Raw genomic sequence first — 24,790 nt, 5'->3', positions numbered from 1 at the left:
GGCTGTGGTCCCCTCCTACAGCCCCTACGACTACGCCGTCCACGAGGACCCCTACCCGATCTACGCCCGGCTCCGGGAGGAGGCCCCGCTCTACCGCAACGAGGAGCTGGACTTCTGGGCGCTGTCGCGGCACGCCGACGTCACCCGGGCGTTCCGCGACCACGAGACCTTCTCCAGCGCCAACGGGGTGTCGCTGGAGCCGAGCGCGTGGGGCCCGAAGGCGCACCGGACGATGTCGTTCCTCGCCCTGGACCCGCCCCGCCACACCCGGATGCGGGCGCTGGTCTCCAGGGGGTTCACGCCGAGGCGGGTGAACGAGCTGGGCGACGGCATCCGCGCCCTGACGCGCAGGCACCTGGAACCGCTGCTGGACAAGGGCGAAGGGGACTTCGTCGCCGGCTTCGCCGGGCTCCTGCCGATGGACGTCATCTCCCAGATGATGGGCGTCCCCGAGGCCGACCGGGCCGAGGTGCGGCGGCTCGCCGACCTGGTCGTGCACCGCGAGGAGGGCCTGAACGACGTCCCGCCCGCCGGGATGGAGGCCGCGCTCCTCCTCGTCGGCTACTACGAGGAGATGCTCGCCGAGCGGCGGCGCAGCCCGCGCGACGACCTCACCTCGGCGCTGCTGGAGGCCGAGGTCGACGGCGACCGGCTCGCCGACCGGGAGATCATCGCCTTCCTGTTCCTGATGGTCGTCGCGGGCAACGAGACCACCACCAAGCTGCTCGCCAACGCCCTGTACTGGGGCTCGCGCAACCCCGCGCAGCTCGCCGCGCCCCTGCGCGACCCGGCGCGGGTGGACGACTGGGTCGAGGAGACCCTGCGCTACGACACCTCCTCCCAGATGCTCGCCCGGACGGTCGCGCGGGACACCACCTGGCACGGGCGGCGCATCCCGGCGGGGGAGCGGGTGCTGCTGCTCGCCGGGTCGGCCAACCGCGACCCGCGCGTCTTCGACCGCCCCGACGACTACGACCTGGACCGCGACACCTCCCCGATGGTCAGCTTCGGCGGCGGCCGGCACTTCTGCCTCGGCGCGAACCTGGCCCGGCTGGAGGCCCGCGTCGCCCTCACCGAGCTCACCGGGCGCATCAAGGGCCTCGAGGTCGACCACGACCGGGCCGAGCGCGTCCATTCGGTGAACGTGCGCGGTTTCGCCACCCTCCCCGTCCGCCTGGAGGTCAGGTAGATGCCCCGGTTCGCCCCCCATCCCGAACGCCGGCCCGCGGTGGTGTCCGGCGCCTCGTCGGGCATCGGCGCCGCCACGGCCCGGGCGCTCGCCGCGGCCGGCCACCCCGTCGCGCTCGGCGCCCGCCGCGCGCGGGTCTGCGCGGAACTGGCGGCGGAGATCCGGGAGGCGGGCGGCGAGGCGTTCGCGCACGCGCTGGACGTCGCCGACTCCGACTCGGTCACGGCGTTCGCGGCCGCCGCCGAGCGGGCCCTCGGCGACATCGAGATCGTCGTCTCCAGCGCCGGCGACCTGGCCGCCGACCGCGTCCACGAGCTGGACTCCGGAGAATTCCTCGCCCAGCTCCAGGTCCATCTGGTCGGCGCGCACCGGCTCGTCTCGCACCTGGTCCCCGGCATGGTCGCGCGGCGGCGGGGCGACGTGGTGTTCGTCTCCTCCGACGTCGTGCGCGCCCCGCGCACCCGCATGGGCGCCTACGTCGCGGCCAAGAACGGCGTCGAGGGGATGGCCCGCGCGATGCAGATGGAGCTGGAGGGCACCGGCGTGCGGGCCTCGATCGTCCGTCCCGGCCCGACCAGCACGAACATGGGCATGGGCTGGGACGCCGAGACGACCGGCGCGGTGCTGGAGGAGTGGGTGAAGTGGGGCCTGGCCCGCCATCCCTGCTTTCTGCGGCCCGCCGACGTGGCCGCTGCCATCACGGCCGTCGTCTCCGCGCCGCGCGGCGCGCACCTGTCGCTCGTCGAAGTCCAGCCGGAAGCACCCCTGGAGGAGCGGTGACCATCCCCGTCGTGTCGGGCGGACCCGACCACCTGGACGAGCTGCGCACCGACCCGATCGCGCTGATGCGCCGTGTGCGCGCGGAGTGCGGCGACGCCGGCGTCTTCCGGCTCGCCGGCCGCGATGTGGTGCTGCTGACGGGCGCCGAGGCCAACGAGTTCTTCTTCCGCGCCCCGGACGAGGAACTCGACCAGGCCGAGGCGTACCCGTTCATGACGCCCATCTTCGGCGCGGGCGTGGTGTTCGACGCCACCCCCGAGCAGCGCCGCGAGGCCCTGCACAACCAGGCCCTCAAAGGCTCGTTCCTGAAGGGCCACGCCGCGACGATCGCCGCCGAGGTGGAGCGGATGACGGCCGATTGGGGCGAGACGGGGGAGATCGACCTGCTCGCCTGGTTCGCCGAGCTGACGATCTACACCTCGTCGGCCTGCCTCATCGGCCGCAAGTTCCGCGAGCAGCTCGACCACCGCTTCGCCGAGCTGTACCACGAGCTGGAGCGCGGCACCGACGCCCTCGCCTACGTCGACCCCTACGCGCCGATCGACGCCTTCCGCCGCCGCGACGAGGCCCGCGCCGCGCTGGTGCGGCTCGTCCAGCAGATCATGGACGGCCGCCCCGCCCGGCCGCCGCGCGAGGACCGCGACCTGCTCGACGTGCTGATCTCCATCCGGGAGGACGACGGCACGCCGAGGTTCAGTGCCGACCAGATCACCGGCATGTTCATCTCGATGATGTTCGCCGGGCACCACACCTCCTCCGGCACCGCCGCCTGGACCCTCATCGAGCTGCTGCGTCACCCCGCCGTCATGGCCGCGGTGGTCGCCGAGCTGGACGGGCTGTACGCCGACGGCCGCGAGGTCAGTTTCCAGGCATTGCGCGCCATCCCGGACCTGGAGGCGGCGGTCAAGGAGGCGCTGCGCTTGCATCCGCCGCTGATCCTGCTGCTGCGGGTCGCCAAGAGCGACCAGAAGGTGCTCGGCCACCGCGTCCCCGCCGGGACGATGGTCGGCTGCAGCGTGGCCGTCTCCAACCGCATCCCCGAGGACTTCCCCGACCCCGACGCCTTCCGCCCCGAGCGCTACGCCGCGCCCCGCGAGGAGGACCTGCTGCACCGCTGGACCTGGGTGCCGTTCGGCGCGGGCCGGCACCGCTGCGTCGGCGCGAACTTCGCGATGATCCAGCTCAAGGCGATCTTCTCGGTGCTGCTGCGCGACTGGGAGTTCGAGCTCGCCCAGCCGCCGGAGAGCTACCGCAACGACCACTCCAAGATGGTCGTCCAGCTCGCCCGGCCCTGCGTCGTCCGCTACCGCAGGAGAACCCGATGAGGATCGAGGCCGACCTGGACCTCTGCCAGGGGCACGCCATGTGCGAGCTGGAGGCGCCGGACGTCTTCGAGGTCCCGCCCAAGCAAAAGGTCCGTGTGTTGGATGCCGAGCCCGCCGAGGAACTGCGCGGAGAGGTCACCGCCGCCGTCCGCTACTGCCCCACCCAGGCCCTCACCCTGCTGGAGACGTGATGCCCGCTTTCCCGCGCGACGAGCTCGACGCCATGGTGGCGCACTGGCTGGACACCAACCGCCGCTGCGAGGAGATCGGCGACTGGCGGCCGCTCGCCGACCTGTACACCGAGGACGCCACCTACGGCTGGAACATCGGCCCCGGCCAGGACTTCATGGCCGTCGGCCGCGACGAGATCCGCGATCTCGCCCTCGGCGCGGAGATGGGCGGCCTGGACGGCTGGGCCTACCCCTACCAGTCCATCCTGGTGGACGAGCGCGGCGGCGAGGTCGTCGGGTTCTGGAAGCAGGTCGCGGACGCCCGGCGGCCGGACGGCACCCCCTACGAGGTCGCCGGGATCGGCGGGAGCTGGTTCCGCTACGCCGGGAACCGGCAGTGGTCCTGGCAGCGCGACTGGTTCGACCTCGGCAACGTCACCGCGGTGTTCCTGGAGATGATGAAGGCGGGCGCGCTGTCGGACGGGATGAAGCGGCGGCTGGAGCGGGCCTCGTCGGGAGAGCCGGTCCCCGGCTACTACCGGCGCGGCGAGACCCCGGTGCCCCTCTGGTGAGAGGACTCAGAGCTGGTTCTCGGGCTTGACCGGGATCGAGGACTTGATCGCCTCGCCCAGCTCGATCAGCACGTCGCCGGGCGGCGCGTACTTGGCCGGGATCGTCACCTCGACGTAGGCCTGGCGCGCCATCGCCGTCCAGGTGACCGGCTGGTCGGCGGGCTGGCCGAACCACGACACGCCGTTGATCTGCTGCAGCTGGTCGGTGGGCCGCAGCGCCGCCGGCCGCGGCACGCCGCAGCGCAGCGCGATCGCCGGGGAACCCCACGCGGCGGTCAGCGCCGACTCGGGCTCGGTGTCGCGCCGGGACTGCCCGTGCACCTTCTCGGGCAGCCGCAGCCCCGCGCAGAGCCGCGCCGTCGCCGCGTCCGGCCGCGGCGCCGGGACCTGGACGGCGCCGGCGCCGCAACCGGCCGTCAGCAGCACCGGGACGGCCAGCGCGAACGCGGCGCCCCTGCGCGCGAGACGGTCAGATGTGCACGATCGGGCAGGTGAGCGTCCGGGTGATCCCTTCGACGCCCTGGATCTGCGCGACGACGAGCTTGCCGAGCTCGTCGACATTGTTCGCCTCCGCTCGCACGATCACGTCATAAGGACCCGTCACGTCCTCCGCCAAGGTCACGCCCGTGATGCCGGCGATCTCACTTGCCACCTCGGCGGCCTTGCCAACTTCGGTCTGGATGAGGATGTAGGCCTGCACCATCACGTCCTCCCCGGGCGGAGAAAAAGCGTTCGGACGGTCACCGTATCGTGTTGCGCGCCAGGATGGGCGCCCGGGGCCGGGCCGAGGGGACGGGGCGGATGGGCACGATCGGGGAGCTGGGCGAGTTCGGGCTGATCAGCAGGCTCGTCGGGCGGCTGCCCGCGGGGCCGGCGATCGCCCTCGGACCGGGCGACGACGCCGCGGTGATCACCGCCCCCGACGGTCGGGTCACCGCCACCACCGACCTGCTGGTGCAGGGCCGCCACTTCCGCCTGGACTGGTCGGGCCCCTACGAGATCGGCCGCAAGGCCGCCGCGCAGAACCTCGCCGACGTCGTCGCGATGGGCGCCCGCCCGACCGCGCTGCTGGTCGGGCTCGCCGTCCCGCCCGCGACCGAGGCGGCCTGGGCCGAGCGGCTCTACGACGGCCTGGCCGACGAGTGCGCCGAGACCGGCGCCGCGATCGCGGGCGGCGACGTGGTCGGCGCCGCCGAGGTCGTCATCGCCGTCACCGCGCTCGGCGACCTCGGCGGCGCGCCGCCGCTCACCCGGTCCGGCGCGCGGCCCGGCGACGCCGTCGCCGTCCGGGGCCGGCTCGGCCACTCCTCGGCCGGCCTGGACCTGTTCCGGGCCGGCGCGGACGGCCCCGCCGAGCTGCTGGACGCGCACCGCCGCCCCCGGCCGCCCTACACCGCCGGCGCCGAGGCGCGCGCGGCGGGCGCGACCGCCCTGCTGGACGTCAGCGACGGGCTGCTGCAGGACCTCGGGCACATCGCGGCGGCGTCGGGCGTCCGGATCGAGATCGACTCGGCGGCGGTGCCCGTCCCGGCCCTCCTCGGCCCGGACGGGCTGCGGCACGCGCTCACCGGGGGCGAGGACCACGCCTTCGCCGCGACCTTCCCCGCCGGCGCCGTCCCGCCCGCCTGGACGGCCGTCGGGCGGGTCGCCGCGGGTTCCGGCGTGGTCGTCGACGGCCGCTCGTACGGACCCGGCGGCTGGGACCATTTCGCCAGCTGAGCGCACTTGTGGCGGAGGTGCGGAGGCGCGGTCGTTTACCGAGCCGGTAGGCATGCTTGGTACTGGTTTGGTATACATCCTGTGATCGAAGAGGGATGGGATGGGACGACACAACAAGCTCCAGCCACCGGAAGGCGGTGCGCCCCCCGGCGCCGGACCGCTTCCCGGCCCCTCCCCGCAGCGACCCCCCGTGCCCGGGCCCCGGCAGGCGCCCGAGCCCGGCGAGCAGGCCGCGAAGAAGCGCCGGTCCGGGGTCATCCCGCTGGTCCCGGTGCCGCTGCTGCCGATCTTCGCGCTGGTGATCGCGGTGGGCGTCGTCGCCTACGCCTTCAGCACCCAGCAGATCTCGCTGAACTTCGCCGCCCCCGCGCACGAGCCGCAGTCGGACGGCCCCCACGAGGGCCAGATGGCCGAGCGCGGCGACGGGACGCGCGCCAGCCGCGGCACCCGCGACGCGGGCCGGCTGACCACCGCCTTCCAGGTGGTGCGCCGCACCCCCACCGGCTTCACCGGCAGCGTCACCATCACCAACCGCGGCACCGCCCCGGTGCTGCGGTGGTCGCTCGCCTTCGGCTTCACCAAGGCGACCGTCCGCTCCTTCAGCGGCGGCGCCACCAGGCAGACCGGCCGCCGCGGCTGGGTGCGCAGCCTGGCGGGCGCCCCGCCGCTCGCCCCCGGCCAGTCGGTGAAGGTCGTCTTCACCGCGCGCGGCACCGCCGGCGCCCCCGCCACCTGCGTGCTCAACAGGGCCCCCTGCGCCCGCGCCTGAGTTCTCCCGTAGCGCCCTAAAGTGGGGGCATGACCAACATCGCCCCGCCGCTCGTGCTCACCGTCGCGGGGTCGGACTCCGGCGGCGGTGCCGGTATCCAGGCCGACCTGAAGACGATGCTCGCCCACGGCGTGCACGGCATGAGCGTGATCGCGGCGGTGACCGCGCAGAACTCCCGCGGCGTCCAGGGCTACTGGGAGCTGCCGCCCGAGGCGGTGCGCGCCCAGCTGGACTCGGTGCTGTCCGACATCGGGGTGCACGCTGTCAAGACCGGCATGCTCGCCTCCACCGCGCTCGTGGAGACCGTCGCCGAGGTGCTCGCCGGCGCCGGCGCCCCCGTGGTCGTCGACCCGGTCGGCGTCTCCAAGCACGGCGACGCGCTGCTCGAGCCGTCCGCCGTGGACGCCGTGCGCACCGCGCTGCTGCCGGTCGCGACCGTCGCCACCCCCAACCTGTGGGAGGTCGAGCAGCTCACCGGCGTCAAGGTGGTGGACGAGGCGGGGATGCGCGAGGCCGCCGAGGCGGTCAAGGCGCTCGGCCCGCGGTGGGCGCTGATCAAGGGCGGGCACCTGCCCGGCGAGCCCGCCGACCTGCTGTTCGACGGCACGCGCGAGTACCGCTTCACCGCGCCCCGCCACGACAACCGGCACACCCACGGCACCGGCTGCACGCTCGCCTCGGCCATCGCCTCGAACCTGGCCCTCGGCGCCGACGTCCCGGACGCCGTCGCGCGCGCCAAGGAGTACGTCACCGGCGCCATCGCCGCCGGGTTCCCGCTCGGCACGGGCATCGGCCCGGTCGACCACGGCTGGCGGCAGCGCGCCGCTCTTGACCAGAGCCGGTCATAAGCCACTGATCCGAACGAACGGGGCCGATCGGGTCGCTACGCTCCTGCCGGTCGGGACGGAGCGGGCGATTTCGGGGCGGCTGTGGGCGATTCTTCGGCGGGGACGGTCCTCCCCGCGACGGCGGCCGCCCGCGACCGGCTGGTCGCCGCCGCGATCGCGCTGGCCACCGGGCACGGCCTGGACGACCTGGCCGGGCGGCTGCGCCGGGCCGCCGCCCCGGACCGCCCGGCCTCCTGCCGGGTCTGCTTCCTCGGCTCCTTCTCCACCGGCAAGTCGCATCTGATCAACCAGCTGCTCGGCCGGCCGATGCTGCCCGTCGGCGAGCCGCCCACCACCCGCGCGGTCGTCACCGTCCGACCCGGCGACCCGGCGGCCGACGGCGCGGGCGTGCGCCACTGCGACGCCCCCTGGCTGCGCGAGGCGGACCTGGAGCTGATCGACACCCCCGGCACCGACACCGATCCCGGCGACGCGCCCGCGCTGGTCGCCCCCGGCTGCGACGTGGCCGTGGTGACGGTCCGCGCCGTCGGCGGCCTGAACCTCCAGGAACGGGAGCTGCTGCGCGACCTGGCGCTGGTGCACCGGGTGCCGGTCGTGCTGGTCGTGGTGACCATGCTCGACCACCTGCGCGGCGACCCCGCGCCGGTGCTGGCCCGCGCCCGCGCGATCGCCGCCGGCGTCGGCCCGGCCATCGAGGTGCTGCCCGGCCCCTCCGGCGACGGCGCGGTCCCCGCCCGGCCCGCCGACCTGGCCGCGCTCCGCCGCCGCCTCGCCGAGGCGGCCCGCGACGACGGCCGCGCCGCCGCCCGCGACCGCCAGATCGTCGCGCTGCTCACCGCCGCCTGCGCGCACATGCTGGCGCTCGCGGGCGAGGTGGAGGCGGCCCGCGATGACGCCGGCGCCGCCCGCGCCCGCGCGCGGATCGAATCCGAGCGCGCCACCGCGCGGGTCCGCTGGCAGGCCCTGCGGGTCGACCTGGACGACCGCCGCCGGCAGGCCCGCGCGCGGGTCCGCGCCGCCGCGTCCGCGCCCTGGGACGAGACCGCCGCCGAGATCGGCCGGCTCGCCGCCGCGTCCGCCGACCCGGCCGCCTGCTGGCGCGAGGAGGTCGTGCCGCTCCTGCGCCGGGCCGCCGCCGCCCGGCTGGCGGCGACCGGGGCCGCGCTGGACACCGCGTTCGGCGCGGACGCCGCCTGGCTGGAGGCGGGCCTCACCGGCATGATCGGGGCCGTCGCCGGGCTGGACGGCGCCCGCGCCGCCGCGGACGTCGAGGGCGCCCTCGATCCGCCGGCGGACGCCGTCCGCGCCGCCCGGCGCTGGGGGCGGATGCTCTTCGAGGGCGGCGCGCTGGCCCTGGACGTCGCGCTCGCCCTCACCCCGCTCGCCCCCCTGAACGTGCTGTCGGTCCGGCTGTGGGAGCACCTGCGGCGGCGCTTCGGCGGCGGCGCCGAGGACGGCCGCCGGCTCGTCGCGGAGACCGCCGCGCACGTCCTGGAGGGATTCGCGGCCGAACTGGCCGACGGCGCCGCCGAGCGGGCCGACGCGATGTACGGCCGTCTCGCCGAGGCGGCCGAGGACTGGCACGAGGCGTGGTGGCGGACCCGGCTCGCGCTGTGGGAGGACGACGGCGAACCGCGGGCCCGCGGCCGCCGGCTCAGGTTCGAGGCCGGGCGGCTGGCCGCCGAGGCCGCCGCCCTCGCCCGCGAGATGGGGAGCACATGAGCGACCAGCCGGCCGGCCGCCGGACCGCCGGCCTCGGATCCTTCGACGAGCGCCGGGCACGGCTCGCCGAGATGTTCGAGGCGACCCGCGAGATCGCGCTCGCCCTGGAGCGGGAGGTGACCGGGGTGCCCGGCACCCGCCACTCGGCCCGGCTCGCCGAGGCGGTCCGCACGCTGCGCCGCGAATCGTTCCGGATCATGGTGTTCGGGGACTTCAGCAGCGGCAAGAGCACCCTGGTCAACGCCCTGCTCGGCCAGGAGCTGCTGCCGATGAAGGAGAACCCGACCACGGCGTTCACCACCGTGCTGCGCCACGCCGACCAGCCGCGCGCCGAGCTGTACGAGGATCAGGTCGGCTCCGGCGGCGAGCCGCGGCAGGTGTCGGTCGGGGAGTTCCTGCGCGCGGTCGAGCTGGAGCTGGACGACGATGATCTACCCGGCGAGAGCCCCTACCTGTGGGGCGTGGTGTACGGCCCCTACCCGCTGCTGCGCGGCTCGGTCGAGCTGATCGACTCGGCCGGCACCAACGAGAGCCGGCGCCGCGAGAAGGTCACCCTCGCCTTCCTGCCGCAGGTGGACGCGGTCATCTTCGTCACCCCCGCCCGGGGCGCGTTCAAGGACCGCGACCAGGACCACTACCTGCGGATGCTGCAGGACCTCGGCCACCAGGAGATCTTCTTCGTGGTCAACCAGTTCGACCTGATCCGCGAGCGCGAGCGCGAGGACGTGCGGCGCCGCTGCCGCCGCATCGCCGGGCAGTACACGCGCCGGCTGGACCGGCGGGTGTTCTTCGTCAGCGCGCTGGACGCGCTGGAGGCGCGGCTCCAGGACCCGGTGCCGCCGGCGGCCGAGTGGGACTCGGGCATCCGGCCGCTGGAGGAGGCGCTCAGCGAGTTCCTGATGCACGACAAGGCCCGCATCAAGCTGCTGCGCCCGGCCGAGCTGCTGGTCCGCGAGATCGTCCAGCTGCACCGGTCGATCGGCGGGCGGCGCGGCATGCTCACCCGCAGCGCCGACGAGCTGCAGGAGTCCCTGGACGCCGGCCGGGACAAGCGCGAGAACATCCTGAAGGGCCTGGAGCTGATCCGGCGGGTGCTGGACACCTGGGTGGAGGAGACCGGGCAGCTGCTGGCCACCGAGGTCGAGCGGTTCATCCGGGAGCTGACCCCGCGGGTGGGGGAGTGGGCGGACGACCTGCCCAAGCTCGACGTGCGGCTGCTGCGGCGCGACCGCATGGCCCGCTACGGCGACGCCATCCAGCAGATCGACGACGCCCTGAACCGGCGGCTCCAGCTGGAGCTGCACGTGTTCGCCGAGGGCGAGGAGGGGCTGCCCGCGTTCATGCACTCGCGCGAGGCGGCGCTGGAGCAGAGCATCCTGCCGCACCTGCACGACTTCGCCGACCGGCTGGAGGAGCTGCGCGGCGAGCTGACCGGCACCCGCGACCTGGTCGACGAGTCCACGGTGCGGCAGCTGCTGCACGACATGAGCGTGCACGTGCCGTTCCGGGTGCTGTCGCGCACCTCGCCCGCCGCGTCCTGGACGAACGCGGCCGGCGTCCTGGCCGTCGGCGGCGCCGGCACCGCCGCCGGGGCCGGGCTGATCTCGCTCGGCCTGGTGTCGTGGGTGGCCGCGCCCGTCGTGCTGTCGGCCGGCGCGGTCTACCTGGTCGGCCGCAGGATCGTCAAGAGCCGGCTGGTGGAGCAGGCCGTCACCGAGTACGCCTCGGTGCTGACCGGCAGCGCCCCCGAGATCGCGCGGCAGTACGCCGCCGAGTGCACCGAGGGCCTGGCCCGCTGGGCGGCGGGGCTGGAGCAGGAGCTGGCCGGCTGGTACGGCCGGCTGGTCGCCGACACCGAGGAGACGATCCGCAAGCTGCGCGACGGCCGCGACGAGGCCGAGCGCGACCGGCGCGCGCTGGACGGCTGGGCCGGGCACCTCAACGCCATCGAGGGCGACCTCACCGACTTCAAGCAGCACGTGCTCGACGAGATGCGCTGACCCGCCCCTGGGAACGCGAAAGCCGGCCCATCGGATCTCCGATGGGCCGGCCGAAGCGTAAGGGGGTACGCCCCGCGTCAGACGGTCGGCTTGACGACCTTGCCGGCCTTGATGCAGGAGGTGCAGGCGTTGATGCGCTTGGTGGTGCCGCCGAGGACGGCGCGCACACGCTGGATGTTGGGGTTCCAGCGGCGCGGGGTGCGGCGGTGCGAGTGGGAGACGCGCATGCCGAAACCGGGTCCCTTGCCGCAGACGTCGCAGACGGAAGCCACGGGAAACTCCAAATGGGTGTCGATGCTGTGAATCGGGGCGCCCGCCGCCTCCCGGACACGTGGTGCCGGGGGTCTGGACGCCCGAAAGGCGCCTCGGACGAGGCGCAGGGATCAGAGTAGCCGACCCCCGGTCCGGTTCGCGAATCGGCCTGCGGAATCACCGCCGCCCGGTTTCCCTCGGGCCCGCGGGCGCGATACAGAGGTAACGCGGAACGGCGGAGAGGAGCGGGCGTGGGCGAAGTCCTCGACGGGGCGGCGGTACGACGGTGGAGCAGGCTCGCGGCCGAGGCGCTCGGCCGCACCCGGGGCGAGATCGACGCGCTGAACGTGTTCCCCGTCCCCGACGGCGACACCGGCACCAACCTGCACCTGACCGTGCTGGCGGCCGCCGACGCCGTCGCCGAGCTGCCCGAGGGGGCCGGCGGCGCGGCGACCTGGCGCGCCCTCGCCCAGGGCGCGCTGATCGGCGCCCGCGGCAACTCCGGCGTCATCCTCAGCCAGGTGCTGCGCGGCCTGGCCGAGATCTGCGGCGGCGCGGGCGGCCCGCCGGACGGCGAGCTGTTCGCCGAGGCCCTGGAGTACGCCTCGGTGCTGGCCCGCGGCGCGGTCGCGCACCCGGTCGAGGGCACCATCCTCAGCGTGCTGCAGGCGGCCGCCGACGCCACCGGACCGGCCGGTCCCGGGCTCGCCGAGGTCACCCGCGCGGCCGCCGCCGGGGCCCGCCGGGCGCTGCGCGGCACCACCGCGCGGCTGGACGTGCTGGCCCGCAACGGCGTGGTGGACGCGGGCGGCGCGGGCCTGTGCGTCGTGCTGGACGCCCTGGCCGCCGTGGTCACACAGGAGTATCCCGAGCGCTACATCGTGCCGGCCCGCGTCGCCGGGACCGCGCCGGCCCGCGAGGAGCTCGCCGAGACCCCCGGCCCCGGCTACGAGGTGATGTACCTGCTGGACGCCGACGACAACGCCGTCCCGGCCCTGCGCGAGGCCCTGGACGCCCTCGGCGACTCCCTCGTCGTCGTCGGCGGCGACGGCCTGTGGAACGTCCACGTGCACGTCGACGACGCCGGCGCCGCCATCGAGGCGGGCCTCGCCGCCGGCCGCCCCTACCGCGTCCGCGTCACCTACCTGCACGCCGCCGAGGAGGCCCCGCACGCCCCGCACACCGGCCGCGCCGTCGTCGCGGTCACCGCCGCCGGCGGCCTCGCCGCGCTGTTCGAGGAGTGCGGCGCCCGGGTGGTGCGCCGCGAGCCCGGCGCGGTGCCGCCGCTCGCGGTGCTGGCCGAGGCGATCCTGGCCGCCGGCGACGAGGTCGCGGTGCTGCCGAACGAGCCGGAGGTGCTCGCCCTCGCCGAGGCCGCCGCCGAGCGCGCCCGCGACGCCGGCGCCCGCATCGCCGTCGTCCCCACCAAGGCCTCGGTGCAGGGCCTGGCCGCGCTCGCCGTGCACGACCCGCTGCGCCGCTTCGGCGAGGACCTGATCGAGATGACCCGGGCCGCCGGCGCGACCCGCTTCGGCCATCTGGAGATCGCCGCCGAGGAGGCGGTGACCAGCGCCGGGATGTGCCAGCCCGGCGACGTGCTCGGCCTCATCGAGGGCGACGTGGCGCTGATCGGCGCCGACCTCACCGCCGCCGCGTGCCAGGTGCTGGACCGGATGCTGTCGGGCGGCGGCGAGCTGGTCACCGTCATCGTCGGCACGCACGCGCCGGCCGGCCTCGCCGCCGCGCTGGAGGACCACTTGCGCGCCTGCCGCCCCGACGTCGAGGTCGGCGTCTACGACGGCGGCCAGGAACGCTATCCGCTGCTCCTCGGGGTGGAGTGAGGCCGCCGCTGTCACTCCCATGGGCTAGAAAAGACGGGTGGCGAACCTCGACGAGCCGTTGCAGCGGCTCCTTGGCGACAAGACGGCCAAGGTGCTGGCCAAGGGCCTGGACCTGCACACCGCCGGTGACCTGCTGCACCACTACCCGCGCCGGTACGCCCACCGCGGCGAGCTGACCCCGCTCGCCGAGCTGGCGGACGGCGAGCACGTCACCGTCATGGCCGAGGTCGTCAAGGTCCAGGGGCGCTCCCTCACCCGCAGCCCCGGCTACGTCCTGGAGATCACCGTCACCGACGGCACCGGCGAGCTGAAGCTGAGCTTCTTCGGCCGCAAGGGCTCCTACATCGCCGAGCGCGACCTGCCGCCCGGCACCCGCGGCCTGTTCGCCGGCAAGATCAGCACCTACCGGCCGCGCAGCGGCCAGGCGCAGCGCCAGCTCACCCACCCCCAGTACAAGGTCGTGCCCGACCGGGCCGGCGAGGCGGCCGCGCAGGAGTGGGCCGACGAGATCATCCCGATCTACCCCGCCACCAAGGGCATGGACATCGAGACGATCGGCCTGTCGGTCGGCATCGTGCTGGACCGGCTGGAGGTCGGCGACGACCCGCTGCCGGCCGCCGTCCGCACCGCGCACCACCTGGTCGGCCGGCGCACCGCCTACGAGGGCATCCACCGCCCGAAGAACTGGGAGGAGCTCGGCCGCGCCCGCAAACGCCTGAAATGGGACGAGGCGTTCGTCCTGCAGACCGCCCTCGCCCAGCGCCGCCGCGCCGCCGCCGCGCTGCCCGCCAAGCCGCGCCCGCCCGTCGCCGGCGGCCTGCTGGACGCCTTCGACGCCCGGCTGCCCTTCGAGCTCACCGAGGGCCAGCGCCAGGTCGGCGCGGAGATCGCCGCCGACCTGGCCGAGACCCATCCGATGCACCGCCTCCTACAGGGCGACGTCGGCGCGGGCAAGACGGTGATCGCGCTGCGGGCGATGGTGCAGGTGGTGGACGGGGGCGGGCAGGCGGCGCTGCTCGCGCCGACCGAGGTGCTGGCCCAGCAGCACTACCGGTCGATCACCGCGATGCTCGGCGAGCTGGCGCAGGCCGGGCAGATCGGCGGCGCCGAGCACGCGACGCGGGTGACGCTGCTCACCGGCTCGCAGGGCGCCAAGGCCCGCAAGGCCGCGCTGCTGGAGGCGGCGTCGGGGGAGGCCGGGATCGTCGTCGGCACGCACGCCCTGCTGCAGGACCACGTGCAGTTCGCCGACCTCGGCCTGGTGGTGGTGGACGAGCAGCACCGCTTCGGCGTCGAGCAGCGCGACGCGCTGCGCGAGAAGGTGAGCGGCGGGCGGCCGCACGTGCTGGTCATGACGGCCACGCCGATCCCGCGCACGGTCGCGATGACGGTCTTCGGCGACCTGGAGACCTCGGTGCTCGGGCAGCTGCCGGCCGGGCGGGCCGAGATCCGCACCCACGTGGTGCCGCCGGAGCGGCCGGCCTTCCTGGCCCGCACCTGGGAGCGGATCAGGGAGGAGGCGCAGCAGGGCCGGCAGGTCTACATCGTCTGCCCGCGCATCGGCGAGCAGGAGGGCGACGAGGGCGACGCGCTGGAGCAGGAGGGCGAGCGCCGGTCCCCGCTGGGGATCATGGAGGTGCTGCCCCGGCTGGAGGGCGAGCTGCTGGCCGGGCTGCGGATCGGGGTGCTGCACGGCAAGCTGCCCCCCGACGAGAAGGAGGCGGTGATGCGCCGCTTCGCCGCGCGGGAGCTGGACGTGCTGCTGGCCACCACGGTGATCGAGGTCGGCGTGGACGTGCCGAACGCCACCGTCATGGTGATCATGGACGCGGACCGGTTCGGCGTCTCCCAGCTGCACCAGCTGCGCGGCCGGGTCGGCCGCGGCGGGCTGCACGGCCTCTGCCTGCTGGTCACCGAGGCCGACCCGGGCAGCAAGGCGCGCGAGCGGCTGGACGCGGTCGCCTCCACCACCGACGGGTTCAAGCTGTCGCGGCTGGACCTGGAGCAGCGCCGCGAGGGCGACGTGCTCGGCGCGACGCAGGCGGGCCGGTCGACGAGCCTGCGGCTGCTGACCCTGCAGCGCGACGAGGACGTCATCCTGGCCGCGCGCGAGGAGGCGTCCCGGCTCGTGGCGGCCGACCCCGACCTGGCCGGGCACCCGGCGCTCGCGGCGGAGCTGGCCGCGCTGCTGGACGAGGACCGGACCGAGTACCTGGAGAAGGCCTGATCCAGCAGGCCGGAGCACGGCGCCGCCCGGGCGGCCCTCCATATTCCATACTTAACCAGTTGACTATAGGGAGAATGCAGGTCAGGATGAAGCCGTGAATCCGAGCGAGCTCCTCACCGCGCGGCTGCACGTCGACCTCCGGCGGCAGGCCAGCGATCTGTGTCGGCGCGGCTGAACCCCCAGCCAGCCCGTCCAGCCCGGATCCCCGGAGGCCCCAGCATGACCGTCATCGACTCCACCCCCGTCACCCAGCCCGGACTCCTCGCCCGCGTCTTCGACCTGCACCGCATCGACCGCCCCGAGCCCGCCGACGTCGAGCCCTACCTGCGCGACCCCGAGCCCGAGGTGCGCGCCGCCGCGCTGAAGGCGCTCGCCCGCACCGTCCGCGACGGCCACGCCGCGCGCGGCGCCGGCGACGCGCTCGCCTGGGCCCTCGCCGACGAGGACGCCGGGGTCCGCGGCGTCGCCGCCGCCGCGCTGCGCGCCCTGCCCGACCTGTACCTCGGCGACGACGGCGTGCGCGCCCTGCTGCTCGCCGCCGCCCGCGGCGGCGACGCCGCCGTCCGCGAGGCCGCCGCCGCGCTGCTGGCCGAGCTGGCCGCCGGCGCCGCCGAGCTGTACGCGCACGCCCTGCAGGACGACGAGCCGCACGTGCGCGTGCAGGCCGTCCTCGCCCTGATCGCCCTGCACGCCTTCGCCGAGGTCGCCGAGGCCGCCGACGACCCCGCCCGCGAGGTGCGCGTCGCGGTCGCCGAAGGCCTGGCCCGCCTCGCGCTGCCCGCCGGGCTGCCGGTCCTGGAGCAGCTGCTGGCCGACCACGACCCGGTGGTGCGGATGGCCGCGATCGACGCCGCCGCCGAGCTCGGCGTCCCCGAGCCGCTGGAGGGGCGGGTGGTCACCGCGACCGCGCACGCCAGCTGGCAGGTCCGCCGCCGCGCCGTGATCGCCCTCGCCGAGGCCGCGCCCGAGGTCGCGGTGCAGCCGCTGCTGCGCGCGCTGCGGGACCGGATCGTCGATGTCCGCCGCTCGGCGGTCCAATCTTTGGAACAGTGGGCCACGGACCGTGCCGAGGTCGTCACGGCGCTCACCGAGGCGCTGGCCGACCCCGACCCCGGCGTGCGCACCCAGGTCCGCTGGGCGCTCGCCTGAGCGCCGCCTGACCGGGTCACGCAGAGTGCGGAGGTCGTCACTCTGACGGGTACAGTCCCTTGTCGGGCCCCCGTCACCAAGGAGTGCGATGTCCCCGGTTCGCCCGCTGCTGCCGAACGACCCGGCGACGCTGGGCGCCTACGAGCTGGTCGGCCGCCTCGGCGAGGGCGGCCAGAGCATCGTCTACCTCGGCCGCGGCCCGGACGGGCGGACCGCCGCGGTGAAGCTGCTGCGCGCCCAGCTCGTCGGCGACCCCGAGTGGCGCGCCCGGTTCGTCCGCGAGCTCGGCGTGCTCGGCCGGGTCGCCGGGTTCTGCACCGCGCAGGTGCTGGACGCCGACGTCGACGGCGACCAGCCCTACGTGGTCAGCGAGTACGTCCGCGGCCCCTCCCTGGCCGGCCTGGTGTCGGCGCAGGGGCCGCGGACCGGCACCGACCTGGACCGGCTGGCGATCGGCACGATCACCGCGCTCGCCGCGATCCACCGGTCCGGCATCCTGCACCGCGACTTCAAGCCCTCCAACGTGCTGATGGGCCCCGACGGCCCGCGCGTGATCGACTTCGGCATCGCGCGGATGCTCGGGCCGGTGGCCACCCGGGCGAGCGGCGTCGTCGGCACCCCGTCCTACATGGCCCCCGAGCAGGTCACCGACCTGGAGCTCGGCACGGCGGTGGACGTGTTCGCCTGGGCCGCGACGATCCTGTACGCGGCGACCGGCGAGCACCCCTTCGGCGACGACACCATCTCGGCGGTCTTCGGCCGGATCCTCTACCAGGAGCCCGACCTGTCGCCGCTGCCCGAGCCGCTGCGCGGCATCGTCCGGCGCTGCCTGGCCAAGGAGCCGGGGGAGCGCCCGGCGGCGCAGCAGATCCTGCTGGACCTGCTCGGCCGGGAGGTGCACGCGGGCGACCGGCCCGAGGACGCCCTCAGCACCGGCGCGTCGCTCGCCGATCCGGCCGCCCCGGCGCCGCCCGCGGCCCGCGCGAGGCCGCGCGGCGGGCGGCGCTGGAAGGCCGCGGCGGCCGTCGTGCCGCTGACCGCGCTGCTCGCCGGCGCGGCGGTGTGGGCGCTGCCGGAGGAACGGCGGCGGGACGAGCCGCGCCTCGCGGCCTCCGACACCGTCGCACCGCCCGCGGAGGCCGCCGAGGCGGCGACGGGGGCGGCGGCGGCCGTCCGGGCCGTCCTCAGCTTCTCCTACAAGCGCTTCGACCAGGACGTGGCCGCCGCGCACGCCCGCGTCACCCCCCGCTACCAGGGCGAATACGACAAGGAACTCGACCGGGGCAACTGGCGGGTCCGGCTCCGCGACACCAGGAGCTCGGTCGCCACCGAGGTCACCGACGCCGGGATCGTGGCCGCCGCGCCCGGCCGCGCCACTGTGCTCACCTACGTCCGGCGCACCGTCCGCTCCGCCGGCGCCAGGCCGCGCGTGCTGCGCGACCCGGTCCGGGTGAGCGTGACCCGCCAGGGGAGTGCCTGGCTGCTGGACACCCTGTTCATCCTCAACGCCGAATCGGTGCCCGCCGGGTCCGGCGCCGACCCCTGGCCCGGCGGTCGGGCCCGCGCCGCCCTCACCGCGGCCGGCCGCGCCACCGCGGGCGTCACCGGCACCGCCGTGGAGACCGCGCTGCGCCCCGGCGGCACCGCCGGCGAGGCGAGGGCGCTGGTGCTGGTGGCCGCCTGCAAGCCGGGCTCCTGCAAGGTCGGCGACCGGATGAGCGTGCACCGGCTGGTCCTGCACCGCCAGGGCGGCGCCTGGCGGGTGCGGAACGACGACGCGCTCTGAGCCTCTTTCAGAGCACGGGCTTTCAAAGCACGGGCTTTCAGACCACGGGCCGGCGGCGGATCCGGGTCCCGGCGACCACGCCGCCGCCGAGCAGCACCGACGACAGGCCGAGCGCGGCGAGCGGCAGCGCGTTCACCCCGGTGAAGGGCAGACCGCCCGGGCCGGCCTGCGGCAGGTCCGGGAACAGGCCGCCGGCGGGCCCGAGGTCGGGCAGCAGCGCCGATGCCCGCGGCCGGGCCGGGCCCGCCGCGACCTGGTGCGGTCGTCCGGCGGCCTGCGGCGCCTTGCGGATGGGCGGCGTGGTCGGGGTCGGCACGCACGACGTCCCCGGGCAGCCCGTAGGCGCGGCGGGCATGACGGCGATCTTGGGCACGGCGGCCGGCTTCTCGGTGATCTGGGCCGGGAGCGTGACCGCGCCCTCGTCGCCGCCCACCGGCACCGGCACCGGCGGCGGGGTGACCGGCACCGGCCCGTCCTGGCCCGGCTCCGGCGGGACGGTGGGCGGCACCGACGGCGGGGCCGTGACCTGGTCTCCGCCCTCCTGCGGCGGCGTCGGCACGATGGGCCGTGGCCCGTCATGGCGATGCCACCGCTGCCAGCGGTGCCGTCCCTGCCACCCGTGCCCGTCCGCGGCCCGCCGGCCGGCCGCGCGCGTGCCGGGCGGTTCGCCCGTCCCGGCCTGGGCGACGCCGCCCAGCGCGACGATGCCGAGGACGGCGGCGGAGGCCGTCACCGCGAGTCTCCTGGCTTGCTGCACGAAAGCTCCTGGTATTCGCTCGTCCACGTTCCGTGACTAGGTTCACATGATGGGACGCCCGGGAGAGCGCAGACGCCGGTTTCCCGCGGCGTTTCTCTGGTGGCCTCCGGGACAGGAGCGCGGCACGGGCGGTTCGGCCGCGCCGCGATACTTGAGGAATGACCAGGGTGATCGCGGGAAGCGCAGGAGGACGCCGGCTGGCCGTCCCGCCGGGCCGGGACACCCGGCCGACCAGCGACCGGGCGCGCGAGGGCCTGTTCTCCACCGTCCAGGCGCTGCTCGGCCCGCTGGACGGGCTGCGCGTCGCCGACCTGTTCGCCGGCTCGGGCGCGGTCGGGCTGGAAGCGCTGTCGCGGGGCGCCGCGCACGCGCTGCTCGTCGAGGCGCACCCGCGCGCGATCAAGGTGGTCCGGCAGAACGCCGCCGACCTCGGGCTGCCCGGCGCCGTCCCGGTCGGCGACAAGGTGGAGCGGGTGGTGCGCCACGCGCCGGACGCCCCCTACGACCTGGTCTTCGCCGATCCGCCCTACCCGCTGCCGGACGCGGCGGTGACCGCCCTGCTGGAGGCGCTGCGCGACCACGGCTGGCTCGCGCCGGACGCGCTGGTCGCCGTCGAGCGGTCGGTGCGCGGCCCCGCGCTGGTCTGGCCCGCGGGCTACGAGGCCGAGCGCGACCGGCGCTACGGTGAGGCGGTGTTCTGGTACGGGCGCGCGGTGCACTGACCGCGGCCCGGCGGGAAGAGGCCGCACCGGCCGCGTGACCTCGGGGAGTGATGCTCGGCGTGATCGACGGCACCGGCAAGGCGGTGCGGCGGACGTGGGTGGTGTCCCTGCTCATGGTCCTGGCGCTGCTGGCCAACATCACCTACGTGCAGGGCTTCCAGGCGCAGGACCTGCGCGACGACCCGCACAACGCCCGCCAGTTCGAGGACCGCAACACCTTCGACCGCGGCCCGATCGTGGCCGGCGGCCTGCGCCTCGCCTGGTCGCAGAAGACGCCCGACGGGCGGCACTACCGGCGCCGCTACCTCGAGAGCGAGGTCTTCGCGCCGGTCACCGGCTACTACTCGCTGTTCTCCCAGACCGGCCTGGAGAGCGCCGAGAACCACTTCCTGGACGGCGACGACCCCAGGCTCGCCACGGCCGGCCTCCTGGACAAGATCATCGGTAAGCCGGTGCCGGGCGGCGCCGTCGAGACCACCGTGGTGCCCGCCGCGCAGCGCGCCGCCTACGCGGCGCTGCGCGCGAGCGGCGCCCGCCGCGGCGCCGCCGTCGTGCTGGACGCCCGGACCGGCGCGATCCTGGTCATGGCCTCCACCCCGTCCTACGACGCCGGTGAGGTCTCCTCGCTGGACGCCAGGCAGGCCGAGGCGGCCTTCAAGCGGCTGAACGCCGACCCGATGAAGCCGCTGCTGAACAAGGCCCTGCGCGAGGTCTTCCCGCCCGGCTCCACCTTCAAGACCGTCGTCGCCGCGTCCGCGCTGGCCGCCGGGGACACCGCGCGCACGCAGGTGCGGGCCGGGCGCGGTTACCGGCCGCCGGGCGGCGGGCAGGCGATCAACAACGACGCCGGCGACATCGGCGGCGAGTGCGACGAGCCCGCCATCCCGCTGATCGACGCCTACGCCCAGTCCTGCAACACCACCTTCGCCTTCATGGGCGCGGTCCGGCCCGGCAACGACGCCATCGCCGACCGGGCCCGGCGCTACGGCTTCTACCGGCCGGTCGAGGTGGCAAGGGGCATGGACAGCGCGGTCAGCTCCTTCCCGCGCACCCCGCAGCCGGTGCTGAGCGCGCTCGGCTCCATCGGCCAGGGCAGCACGATCGCGACCCCGCTGCAGATGGCCATGGTCGCCGCCGCCTCGGTCAACGACGGCAAGGTGATGCGGCCCCACCTGGTGAGCAGGCTGCGCGGCGGGGACGGCTCCCTGGTGCAGAGCGCCGCCCCCGCCGTGCTCGACCGGCCCCTCACCGCCGGGCAGGCCGGGCAGATGCGCGCCATGATGGAGGCCGTCGTGCGCGAGGGCACCGGCAAGGCGCTGCGCGGCACCTCCGTCCTCGGCGGCAAGACCGGCACCGCCGACGTCGAGGGCGCCTCCTACAACGACCGCTGGTTCATCGGGTTCGGGCCGCGCGACGACCCGCGCTACGCGGTGGCGGTGCTGACCGAGGCGCCCGGGTACGGCGCCGAGTCCGGTCCGATCGCCGCCCGGATCATCGACGCGCTCGGCGACTGAAACCCGGTTGCCGGGCGCCTCGTCCCTGTTTGGTACGGTCACGCCGCAGGTCGACGCCTGCTTCCAGGCCAGTCGCAAGGATGGAGCCATCTCGTGCGCCGTGTCGTTTGTCCCGGCTCGTTCGATCCCGTCACCAACGGGCACCTCGACATCATCAGCCGGGCCTCCCGCCTCTTCGACGAGGTGGTCGTCGCCGTAATGATCAACAAGACCAAGGTGGGGCTGTTCACCGTCGAGGAGCGCATCGAGATGCTGGAGGAGGTGACCAAGGAGTACGGCAACGTCAAGATCGACAAGTGGCACGGGCTGCTGGTCGACTTCTGCCGGGAGAGCGACATCCCGGTGATCGTCAAGGGCCTGCGCGCCGTCAGCGACTACGAGTACGAGCTGCAGATGGCCCAGATGAACCACCGGATGGCGGGGGTGGAGACCATGTTCATGTCCACCAACCCGCTGTACTCCTACCTGTCCTCCAGCCTGATGAAGGAGATCGTCAAGTTCGGCGGCGACGTCAGCGGCCTCATCCCCGACCTGGTGCACGAGCGGCTGTCGGCGCGGCTGCGCGGCACCTGAGCCCGGCCGGACCCGGCGGCGGGCGACGGCGCAGGTGGACGGCTCGCGCGAAGCCCCCGCGAGTTGGGCGATCGGCGCGCGTTCGGTACCCTGGGTCTTCGGCCAGGTCGACGGCCGCCATTCGCCATGCCTCACGAAAGCAGGAATCCGCTGTCTCGCCTTGATCCCCATGCCCCGCTGGTGCTCGACACCCGAGCCCTGAGCCGGCAGCCAGGGTCCGAGCGGAAGCAGACCCTGACCGTGCCGGCCCCGGCCGATTTCGGCGTCGCGATGCTGGGCGTGCCCGAGGGCGCGGAGATCGAACTGGACCTCCGGTTCGAGTCCGTGCTCGAGGGCGTGCTCGTCACCGGCACGGCGCACGTCCCGCTCGACGGGGAGTGCGCCCGCTGCCTGGACCCGATCGCCTCGACCTTCGAGGCGGACTTCCAAGAGCTCTTCGTTTATCCTGACACCCGCTCCGGCGGGAACGCGGACGACGACGAGCTTCGGCTCGAGGACGATCTGATCGATCTCGAGCCGGTGCTCCGGGACGCGGTGGTGCTCGCGCTGCCGCTGTCGCCGCTGTGCCGGGACGACTGTCCCGGCCTGTGTCCGGAGTGCGGTGTGCGGTTGGCCGACGCCGAACCCGATCACCACCATGACGTCGCCGACCCCCGGTGGGCGGCGCTGCAGGGCCTGACCTCTGACGCCCCGGCGTCGAACGACGAGCCGTCAGAGGTCCCCCCTCCCGGGGGTCGTGGGGAGTCCGCTCCCCACCAGTCAACCGACCGACGAGAAGGAAAGCAGGAGGGCTGACGTGGCCGTCCCCAAGCGTAAGAAGTCGCGCAGCAACACGCGGCACCGGCGTTCGCAGTGGAAGACCGCCGCGCCGACCCTGGTCGAGTGCCCGACATGCCGCGACCAGAAGCTGCCGCACACCGCGTGCGCGACCTGCGGCACCTACGACAAGCGTCAGGTCGTCGCACCGTCGGCTTGATCTTTCTTGGCGTCTGGGGGGCGGTTCCGCGTTCGCGCGCGGCCGCCCCTCCAGATTCCCGGGCAGTGTCACCTTCCGGTGACACCAGCCACCCCGGCGGGTGACGCCGGCGTGGTGAACGGTCCAGGACCGGCGCCCGGAGCCGTGGTGCACGCCGGGAAATCGTCCACCGGCGCGCACCTCGCCTTCGCGGACCGCTCCAGGACCGGGCCTCCGCGCCGTCACGCGCCACGAGGGCGACCGCATCGCGCGGCGCCCGCGGCCACGCGAGGAGGGCCTGTGAGCGGCAAGAAGGCCGGCCATGCGCCGGACCAGACGGAACTGTCCCGCGCGCTCGGCGTCGAGGTGACGCCGGACCTGCTGGAGCGGGCGCTGACGCACCGCTCCTACGCCTACGAGAACGGCGGCCTGCCCACCAACGAGCGGCTGGAGTTCCTCGGCGACTCGGTGCTCGGCCTGGTCGTCACCGACACCCTGTTCCGCGGCCACCCCGACCTGCCCGAGGGGCAGCTGGCCAAGCTGCGCGCCGCGGTGGTCAACATGCGCGCCCTGGCGGGCGTCGCGCGCGGTCTCGGCGTCGGCGCGCACATCCGGCTCGGCCGGGGCGAGGAGGGCACCGGCGGCCGCGACAAGGCCTCGATCCTCGCCGACACCCTGGAGGCGCTGATCGGCGCGGTCTACCTGGACCGCGGCCTGGAGGAGGCCGCCGCCCTGGTGCACCGGCTGTTCGACGCGCTGATCACCCGCTCGGCGGGCCTCGGCGCGGGCCTGGACTGGAAGACCTCGCTGCAGGAGCTCACCGCGGTCGAGGAGCTCGGCGTCCCCGAGTACCACGTCGCCGAGTCCGGCCCCGACCACCAGAAGACCTTCCGCGCCTCGGTGCGGGTCGGCGGCGAGACCTACGGGTCGGGCGAGGGCCGCAGCAAGAAGGAGGCCGAGCAGCACGCCGCCGAGGCCGCCTGGACCGCCATCCGCGAGAACGTGGTGGCCCGCGAGACCGCCGCCAAGGCCGCCGGTGCCTGAGCTGCCCGAGGTCGAGGTCGTCCGGCGGGGGCTGGCGGGCTGGGTCACCGGCCGGACGATCGCCGCCGCCGAGGTGCTGCACCCGCGCGCCGTGCGCCGGCACGTGGCGGGCGCCGGCGACTTCGCGGGCCGGCTCGCCGGCCGGACGGTCGCCGCGCCGCGCCGCCGCGGCAAGTACCTGTGGCTGCCGCTGGCCGAGGACGGCGGCCCGGCCGAGGCCGTGCTCGCCCATCTGGGGATGAGCGGCCAGCTGCTGGTCGGCGACCCCGGGCGGGAGCGGGAGAAGCACCTGCGGGTGCGGGCGCTGTTCGATGACGGCGGCCACGACCTGCGCTTCGTCGACCAGCGCACGTTCGGGCACCTGATGCTCACCGAGATGGTCCCCGACCCGTTCGGCGCGGGCCTGGTCCCGGCGCCGATCTCGCACATCGCCGCCGACCCGCTGGAGGACGCCTTCGACGAGGAGGCGTTCATCGGGGCGCTGCGCCGCAAGCGGACCGGGATCAAGCGGGCGCTGCTCGACCAGTCCCTGATCAGCGGCGTCGGCAACATCTACGCCGACGAGGCCCTGTGGCGGGCGCGGCTGCACTGGGCGCGCCCGTCCGACTCCCTCACCCGCGCCGAGGCGGCCCGGGTGCTGGAGGCGGCGCGCGAGGTGATGGGGGCCGCGCTCGCGGTCGGCGGCACCTCCTTCGACAGCCTCTACGTCAACGTCAACGGGGAGAGCGGCTACTTCGAGCGGTCGCTGGAGGCCTACGGCCGCCGGGGCGAGCCGTGCCGCCGCTGCGGGACGCCGATCCACCGCGAGGAGTTCATGAACCGCTCCTCCTACAGCTGCCCGACCTGCCAGAAGCGGCCCCGCCGCGTGTGACTAGG

Annotated in this window: 25 protein-coding genes; 21 read left to right on the top strand and 4 right to left on the bottom strand. The window is 75.0% G+C overall.

Translation table 11 applies throughout. The features are described from left to right. The first annotated feature begins 4 nt into the window (after positions 1-4). From ACRB68_RS42375 to ACRB68_RS05550, 5 genes are read left to right on the top strand one after another with little or no spacing between them, the layout of a single operon-like run. Complete coding sequence (locus tag ACRB68_RS42375; protein ID WP_328593801.1) at positions 5-1,189, top strand: cytochrome P450; 1,185 nt, start codon at positions 5-7, stop codon at positions 1,187-1,189. Next, the gene (locus tag ACRB68_RS05565) at positions 1,190-1,969 is read left to right on the top strand and encodes an SDR family oxidoreductase (protein WP_153531102.1); all 780 of its coding nucleotides are present in this window, start codon (positions 1,190-1,192) and stop codon (positions 1,967-1,969) included. Next, complete coding sequence (locus ACRB68_RS05560) at positions 1,966-3,294, top strand: cytochrome P450 (protein ID WP_328593800.1); 1,329 nt, start codon at positions 1,966-1,968, stop codon at positions 3,292-3,294. Before ACRB68_RS05565 ends, ACRB68_RS05560 begins: the two co-directional genes overlap by 4 nt. After that, positions 3,291-3,485, top strand: a complete 195-nt coding sequence (locus tag ACRB68_RS05555; protein WP_153531101.1) for a ferredoxin — start codon at positions 3,291-3,293, stop codon at positions 3,483-3,485. The genes ACRB68_RS05560 and ACRB68_RS05555 overlap by 4 nt, the downstream gene beginning before the upstream one ends. Beyond that, positions 3,485-4,036: a Cif family virulence factor gene (locus ACRB68_RS05550; RefSeq protein ID WP_153531100.1), complete on the top strand. Its 552-nt coding sequence runs from the start codon at positions 3,485-3,487 to the stop codon at positions 4,034-4,036. Before ACRB68_RS05555 ends, ACRB68_RS05550 begins: the two co-directional genes overlap by 1 nt. A 6-nt stretch (positions 4,037-4,042) precedes the next feature. On the opposite strand, the gene ACRB68_RS05545 is transcribed toward ACRB68_RS05550, so the two are convergent. After that, positions 4,043-4,462, bottom strand: a complete 420-nt coding sequence (locus ACRB68_RS05545; protein ID WP_328593799.1) for a DUF3515 domain-containing protein — start codon at positions 4,460-4,462, stop codon at positions 4,043-4,045. A gap of 43 nt (positions 4,463-4,505) precedes the next feature. Beyond that, entirely contained in the window at positions 4,506-4,739 is a 234-nt protein-coding gene (locus ACRB68_RS05540; RefSeq protein ID WP_153531098.1) for an Lrp/AsnC ligand binding domain-containing protein, read from the bottom strand. Between the two features lie 98 nt (positions 4,740-4,837). Between ACRB68_RS05540 and ACRB68_RS05535 the strand changes: the two genes are divergently transcribed. From ACRB68_RS05535 to ACRB68_RS05515, 5 genes are all read left to right on the top strand, one after another. Further along, a complete protein-coding gene (locus ACRB68_RS05535) occupies positions 4,838-5,755 on the top strand; it encodes a thiamine-phosphate kinase (protein WP_153532322.1) in 918 nt (305 codons plus the stop codon). Positions 5,756-5,945: 190 nt separating this feature from the next. Further along, entirely contained in the window at positions 5,946-6,524 is a 579-nt protein-coding gene (locus ACRB68_RS05530; RefSeq protein WP_328593798.1) for a cellulose binding domain-containing protein, read from the top strand. A 29-nt stretch (positions 6,525-6,553) separates the two neighbouring features. Next, positions 6,554-7,372, top strand: coding sequence for a bifunctional hydroxymethylpyrimidine kinase/phosphomethylpyrimidine kinase (gene thiD / locus ACRB68_RS05525; RefSeq protein ID WP_153531096.1), 819 nt, complete (start codon positions 6,554-6,556; stop codon positions 7,370-7,372). Positions 7,373-7,453: 81 nt separating this feature from the next. Further along, a complete protein-coding gene (locus ACRB68_RS05520) occupies positions 7,454-9,094 on the top strand; it encodes a dynamin family protein (RefSeq protein WP_153531095.1) in 1,641 nt (546 codons plus the stop codon). Beyond that, positions 9,091-11,094 (top strand): dynamin family protein, encoded by a 2,004-nt coding sequence (locus ACRB68_RS05515; protein ID WP_153531094.1) that lies wholly within the window; start codon positions 9,091-9,093, stop codon positions 11,092-11,094. The genes ACRB68_RS05520 and ACRB68_RS05515 overlap by 4 nt, the downstream gene beginning before the upstream one ends. 77 nt (positions 11,095-11,171) lie before the next feature. Here the strand turns inward: ACRB68_RS05515 and rpmB are convergent, their stop codons facing one another. Beyond that, the gene (rpmB, locus tag ACRB68_RS05510; RefSeq protein ID WP_328593797.1) at positions 11,172-11,366 is read right to left on the bottom strand and encodes a 50S ribosomal protein L28; all 195 of its coding nucleotides are present in this window, start codon (positions 11,364-11,366) and stop codon (positions 11,172-11,174) included. Positions 11,367-11,597: 231 nt separating this feature from the next. Here rpmB and ACRB68_RS05505 point away from each other — a divergent pair, with 231 nt between their 5' ends. From ACRB68_RS05505 to ACRB68_RS40450, 4 genes are all read left to right on the top strand, one after another. After that, entirely contained in the window at positions 11,598-13,187 is a 1,590-nt protein-coding gene (locus ACRB68_RS05505; RefSeq protein ID WP_328593796.1) for a DAK2 domain-containing protein, read from the top strand. A gap of 37 nt (positions 13,188-13,224) precedes the next feature. Continuing rightward, positions 13,225-15,414: an ATP-dependent DNA helicase RecG gene (gene recG, locus ACRB68_RS05500; RefSeq protein WP_328593795.1), complete on the top strand. Its 2,190-nt coding sequence runs from the start codon at positions 13,225-13,227 to the stop codon at positions 15,412-15,414. Between the two features lie 219 nt (positions 15,415-15,633). Then, positions 15,634-16,563, top strand: coding sequence for a HEAT repeat domain-containing protein (locus tag ACRB68_RS05495; protein WP_153531092.1), 930 nt, complete (start codon positions 15,634-15,636; stop codon positions 16,561-16,563). Positions 16,564-16,651: 88 nt separating this feature from the next. Next, entirely contained in the window at positions 16,652-18,349 is a 1,698-nt protein-coding gene (locus ACRB68_RS40450) for a serine/threonine-protein kinase (RefSeq protein WP_207709573.1), read from the top strand. A 37-nt stretch (positions 18,350-18,386) separates the two neighbouring features. On the opposite strand, the gene ACRB68_RS05485 is transcribed toward ACRB68_RS40450, so the two are convergent. Continuing rightward, positions 18,387-19,082, bottom strand: a complete 696-nt coding sequence (locus ACRB68_RS05485; RefSeq protein WP_153531091.1) for a hypothetical protein — start codon at positions 19,080-19,082, stop codon at positions 18,387-18,389. A 182-nt stretch (positions 19,083-19,264) separates the two neighbouring features. Between ACRB68_RS05485 and rsmD the strand changes: the two genes are divergently transcribed. The 7 genes from rsmD (at position 19,265) to mutM (ending at position 24,785) form a co-directional block, all read left to right on the top strand. Beyond that, positions 19,265-19,828: a 16S rRNA (guanine(966)-N(2))-methyltransferase RsmD gene (gene rsmD, locus ACRB68_RS05480; protein ID WP_153531090.1), complete on the top strand. Its 564-nt coding sequence runs from the start codon at positions 19,265-19,267 to the stop codon at positions 19,826-19,828. Positions 19,829-19,878: 50 nt separating this feature from the next. After that, on the top strand, positions 19,879-21,342 hold the full coding sequence (locus ACRB68_RS05475; RefSeq protein WP_153531089.1) for a penicillin-binding transpeptidase domain-containing protein: 1,464 nt from the start codon (positions 19,879-19,881) through the stop codon (positions 21,340-21,342). Positions 21,343-21,435: 93 nt separating this feature from the next. Next, positions 21,436-21,915, top strand: coding sequence for a pantetheine-phosphate adenylyltransferase (gene coaD / locus ACRB68_RS05470; RefSeq protein WP_328593794.1), 480 nt, complete (start codon positions 21,436-21,438; stop codon positions 21,913-21,915). A 126-nt stretch (positions 21,916-22,041) separates the two neighbouring features. Beyond that, positions 22,042-22,710 (top strand): YceD family protein, encoded by a 669-nt coding sequence (locus tag ACRB68_RS05465; protein WP_153531087.1) that lies wholly within the window; start codon positions 22,042-22,044, stop codon positions 22,708-22,710. 1 nt (position 22,711) lies between these two features. Next, positions 22,712-22,891 carry a 50S ribosomal protein L32 gene (rpmF, locus tag ACRB68_RS05460; protein WP_328593793.1) on the top strand — a complete coding sequence of 60 codons (180 nt, stop codon included), beginning with the start codon at positions 22,712-22,714 and terminating at the stop codon, positions 22,889-22,891. A gap of 279 nt (positions 22,892-23,170) precedes the next feature. Continuing rightward, complete coding sequence (gene rnc, locus ACRB68_RS05455) at positions 23,171-23,914, top strand: ribonuclease III (protein WP_328593792.1); 744 nt, start codon at positions 23,171-23,173, stop codon at positions 23,912-23,914. Beyond that, on the top strand, positions 23,907-24,785 hold the full coding sequence (gene mutM / locus ACRB68_RS05450) for a bifunctional DNA-formamidopyrimidine glycosylase/DNA-(apurinic or apyrimidinic site) lyase (RefSeq protein WP_328593791.1): 879 nt from the start codon (positions 23,907-23,909) through the stop codon (positions 24,783-24,785). Before rnc ends, mutM begins: the two co-directional genes overlap by 8 nt. The last annotated feature ends 5 nt before the right edge of the window (positions 24,786-24,790 follow it).

The organism is Actinomadura macrotermitis, assembly GCF_009604375.1.
Taxonomy (GTDB): domain Bacteria; phylum Actinomycetota; class Actinomycetes; order Streptosporangiales; family Streptosporangiaceae; genus Spirillospora; species Spirillospora macrotermitis.
The sequence above is the reverse complement of the archived record's forward strand: the minus strand, read 5'-3'. Positions and strand labels throughout refer to the sequence as shown.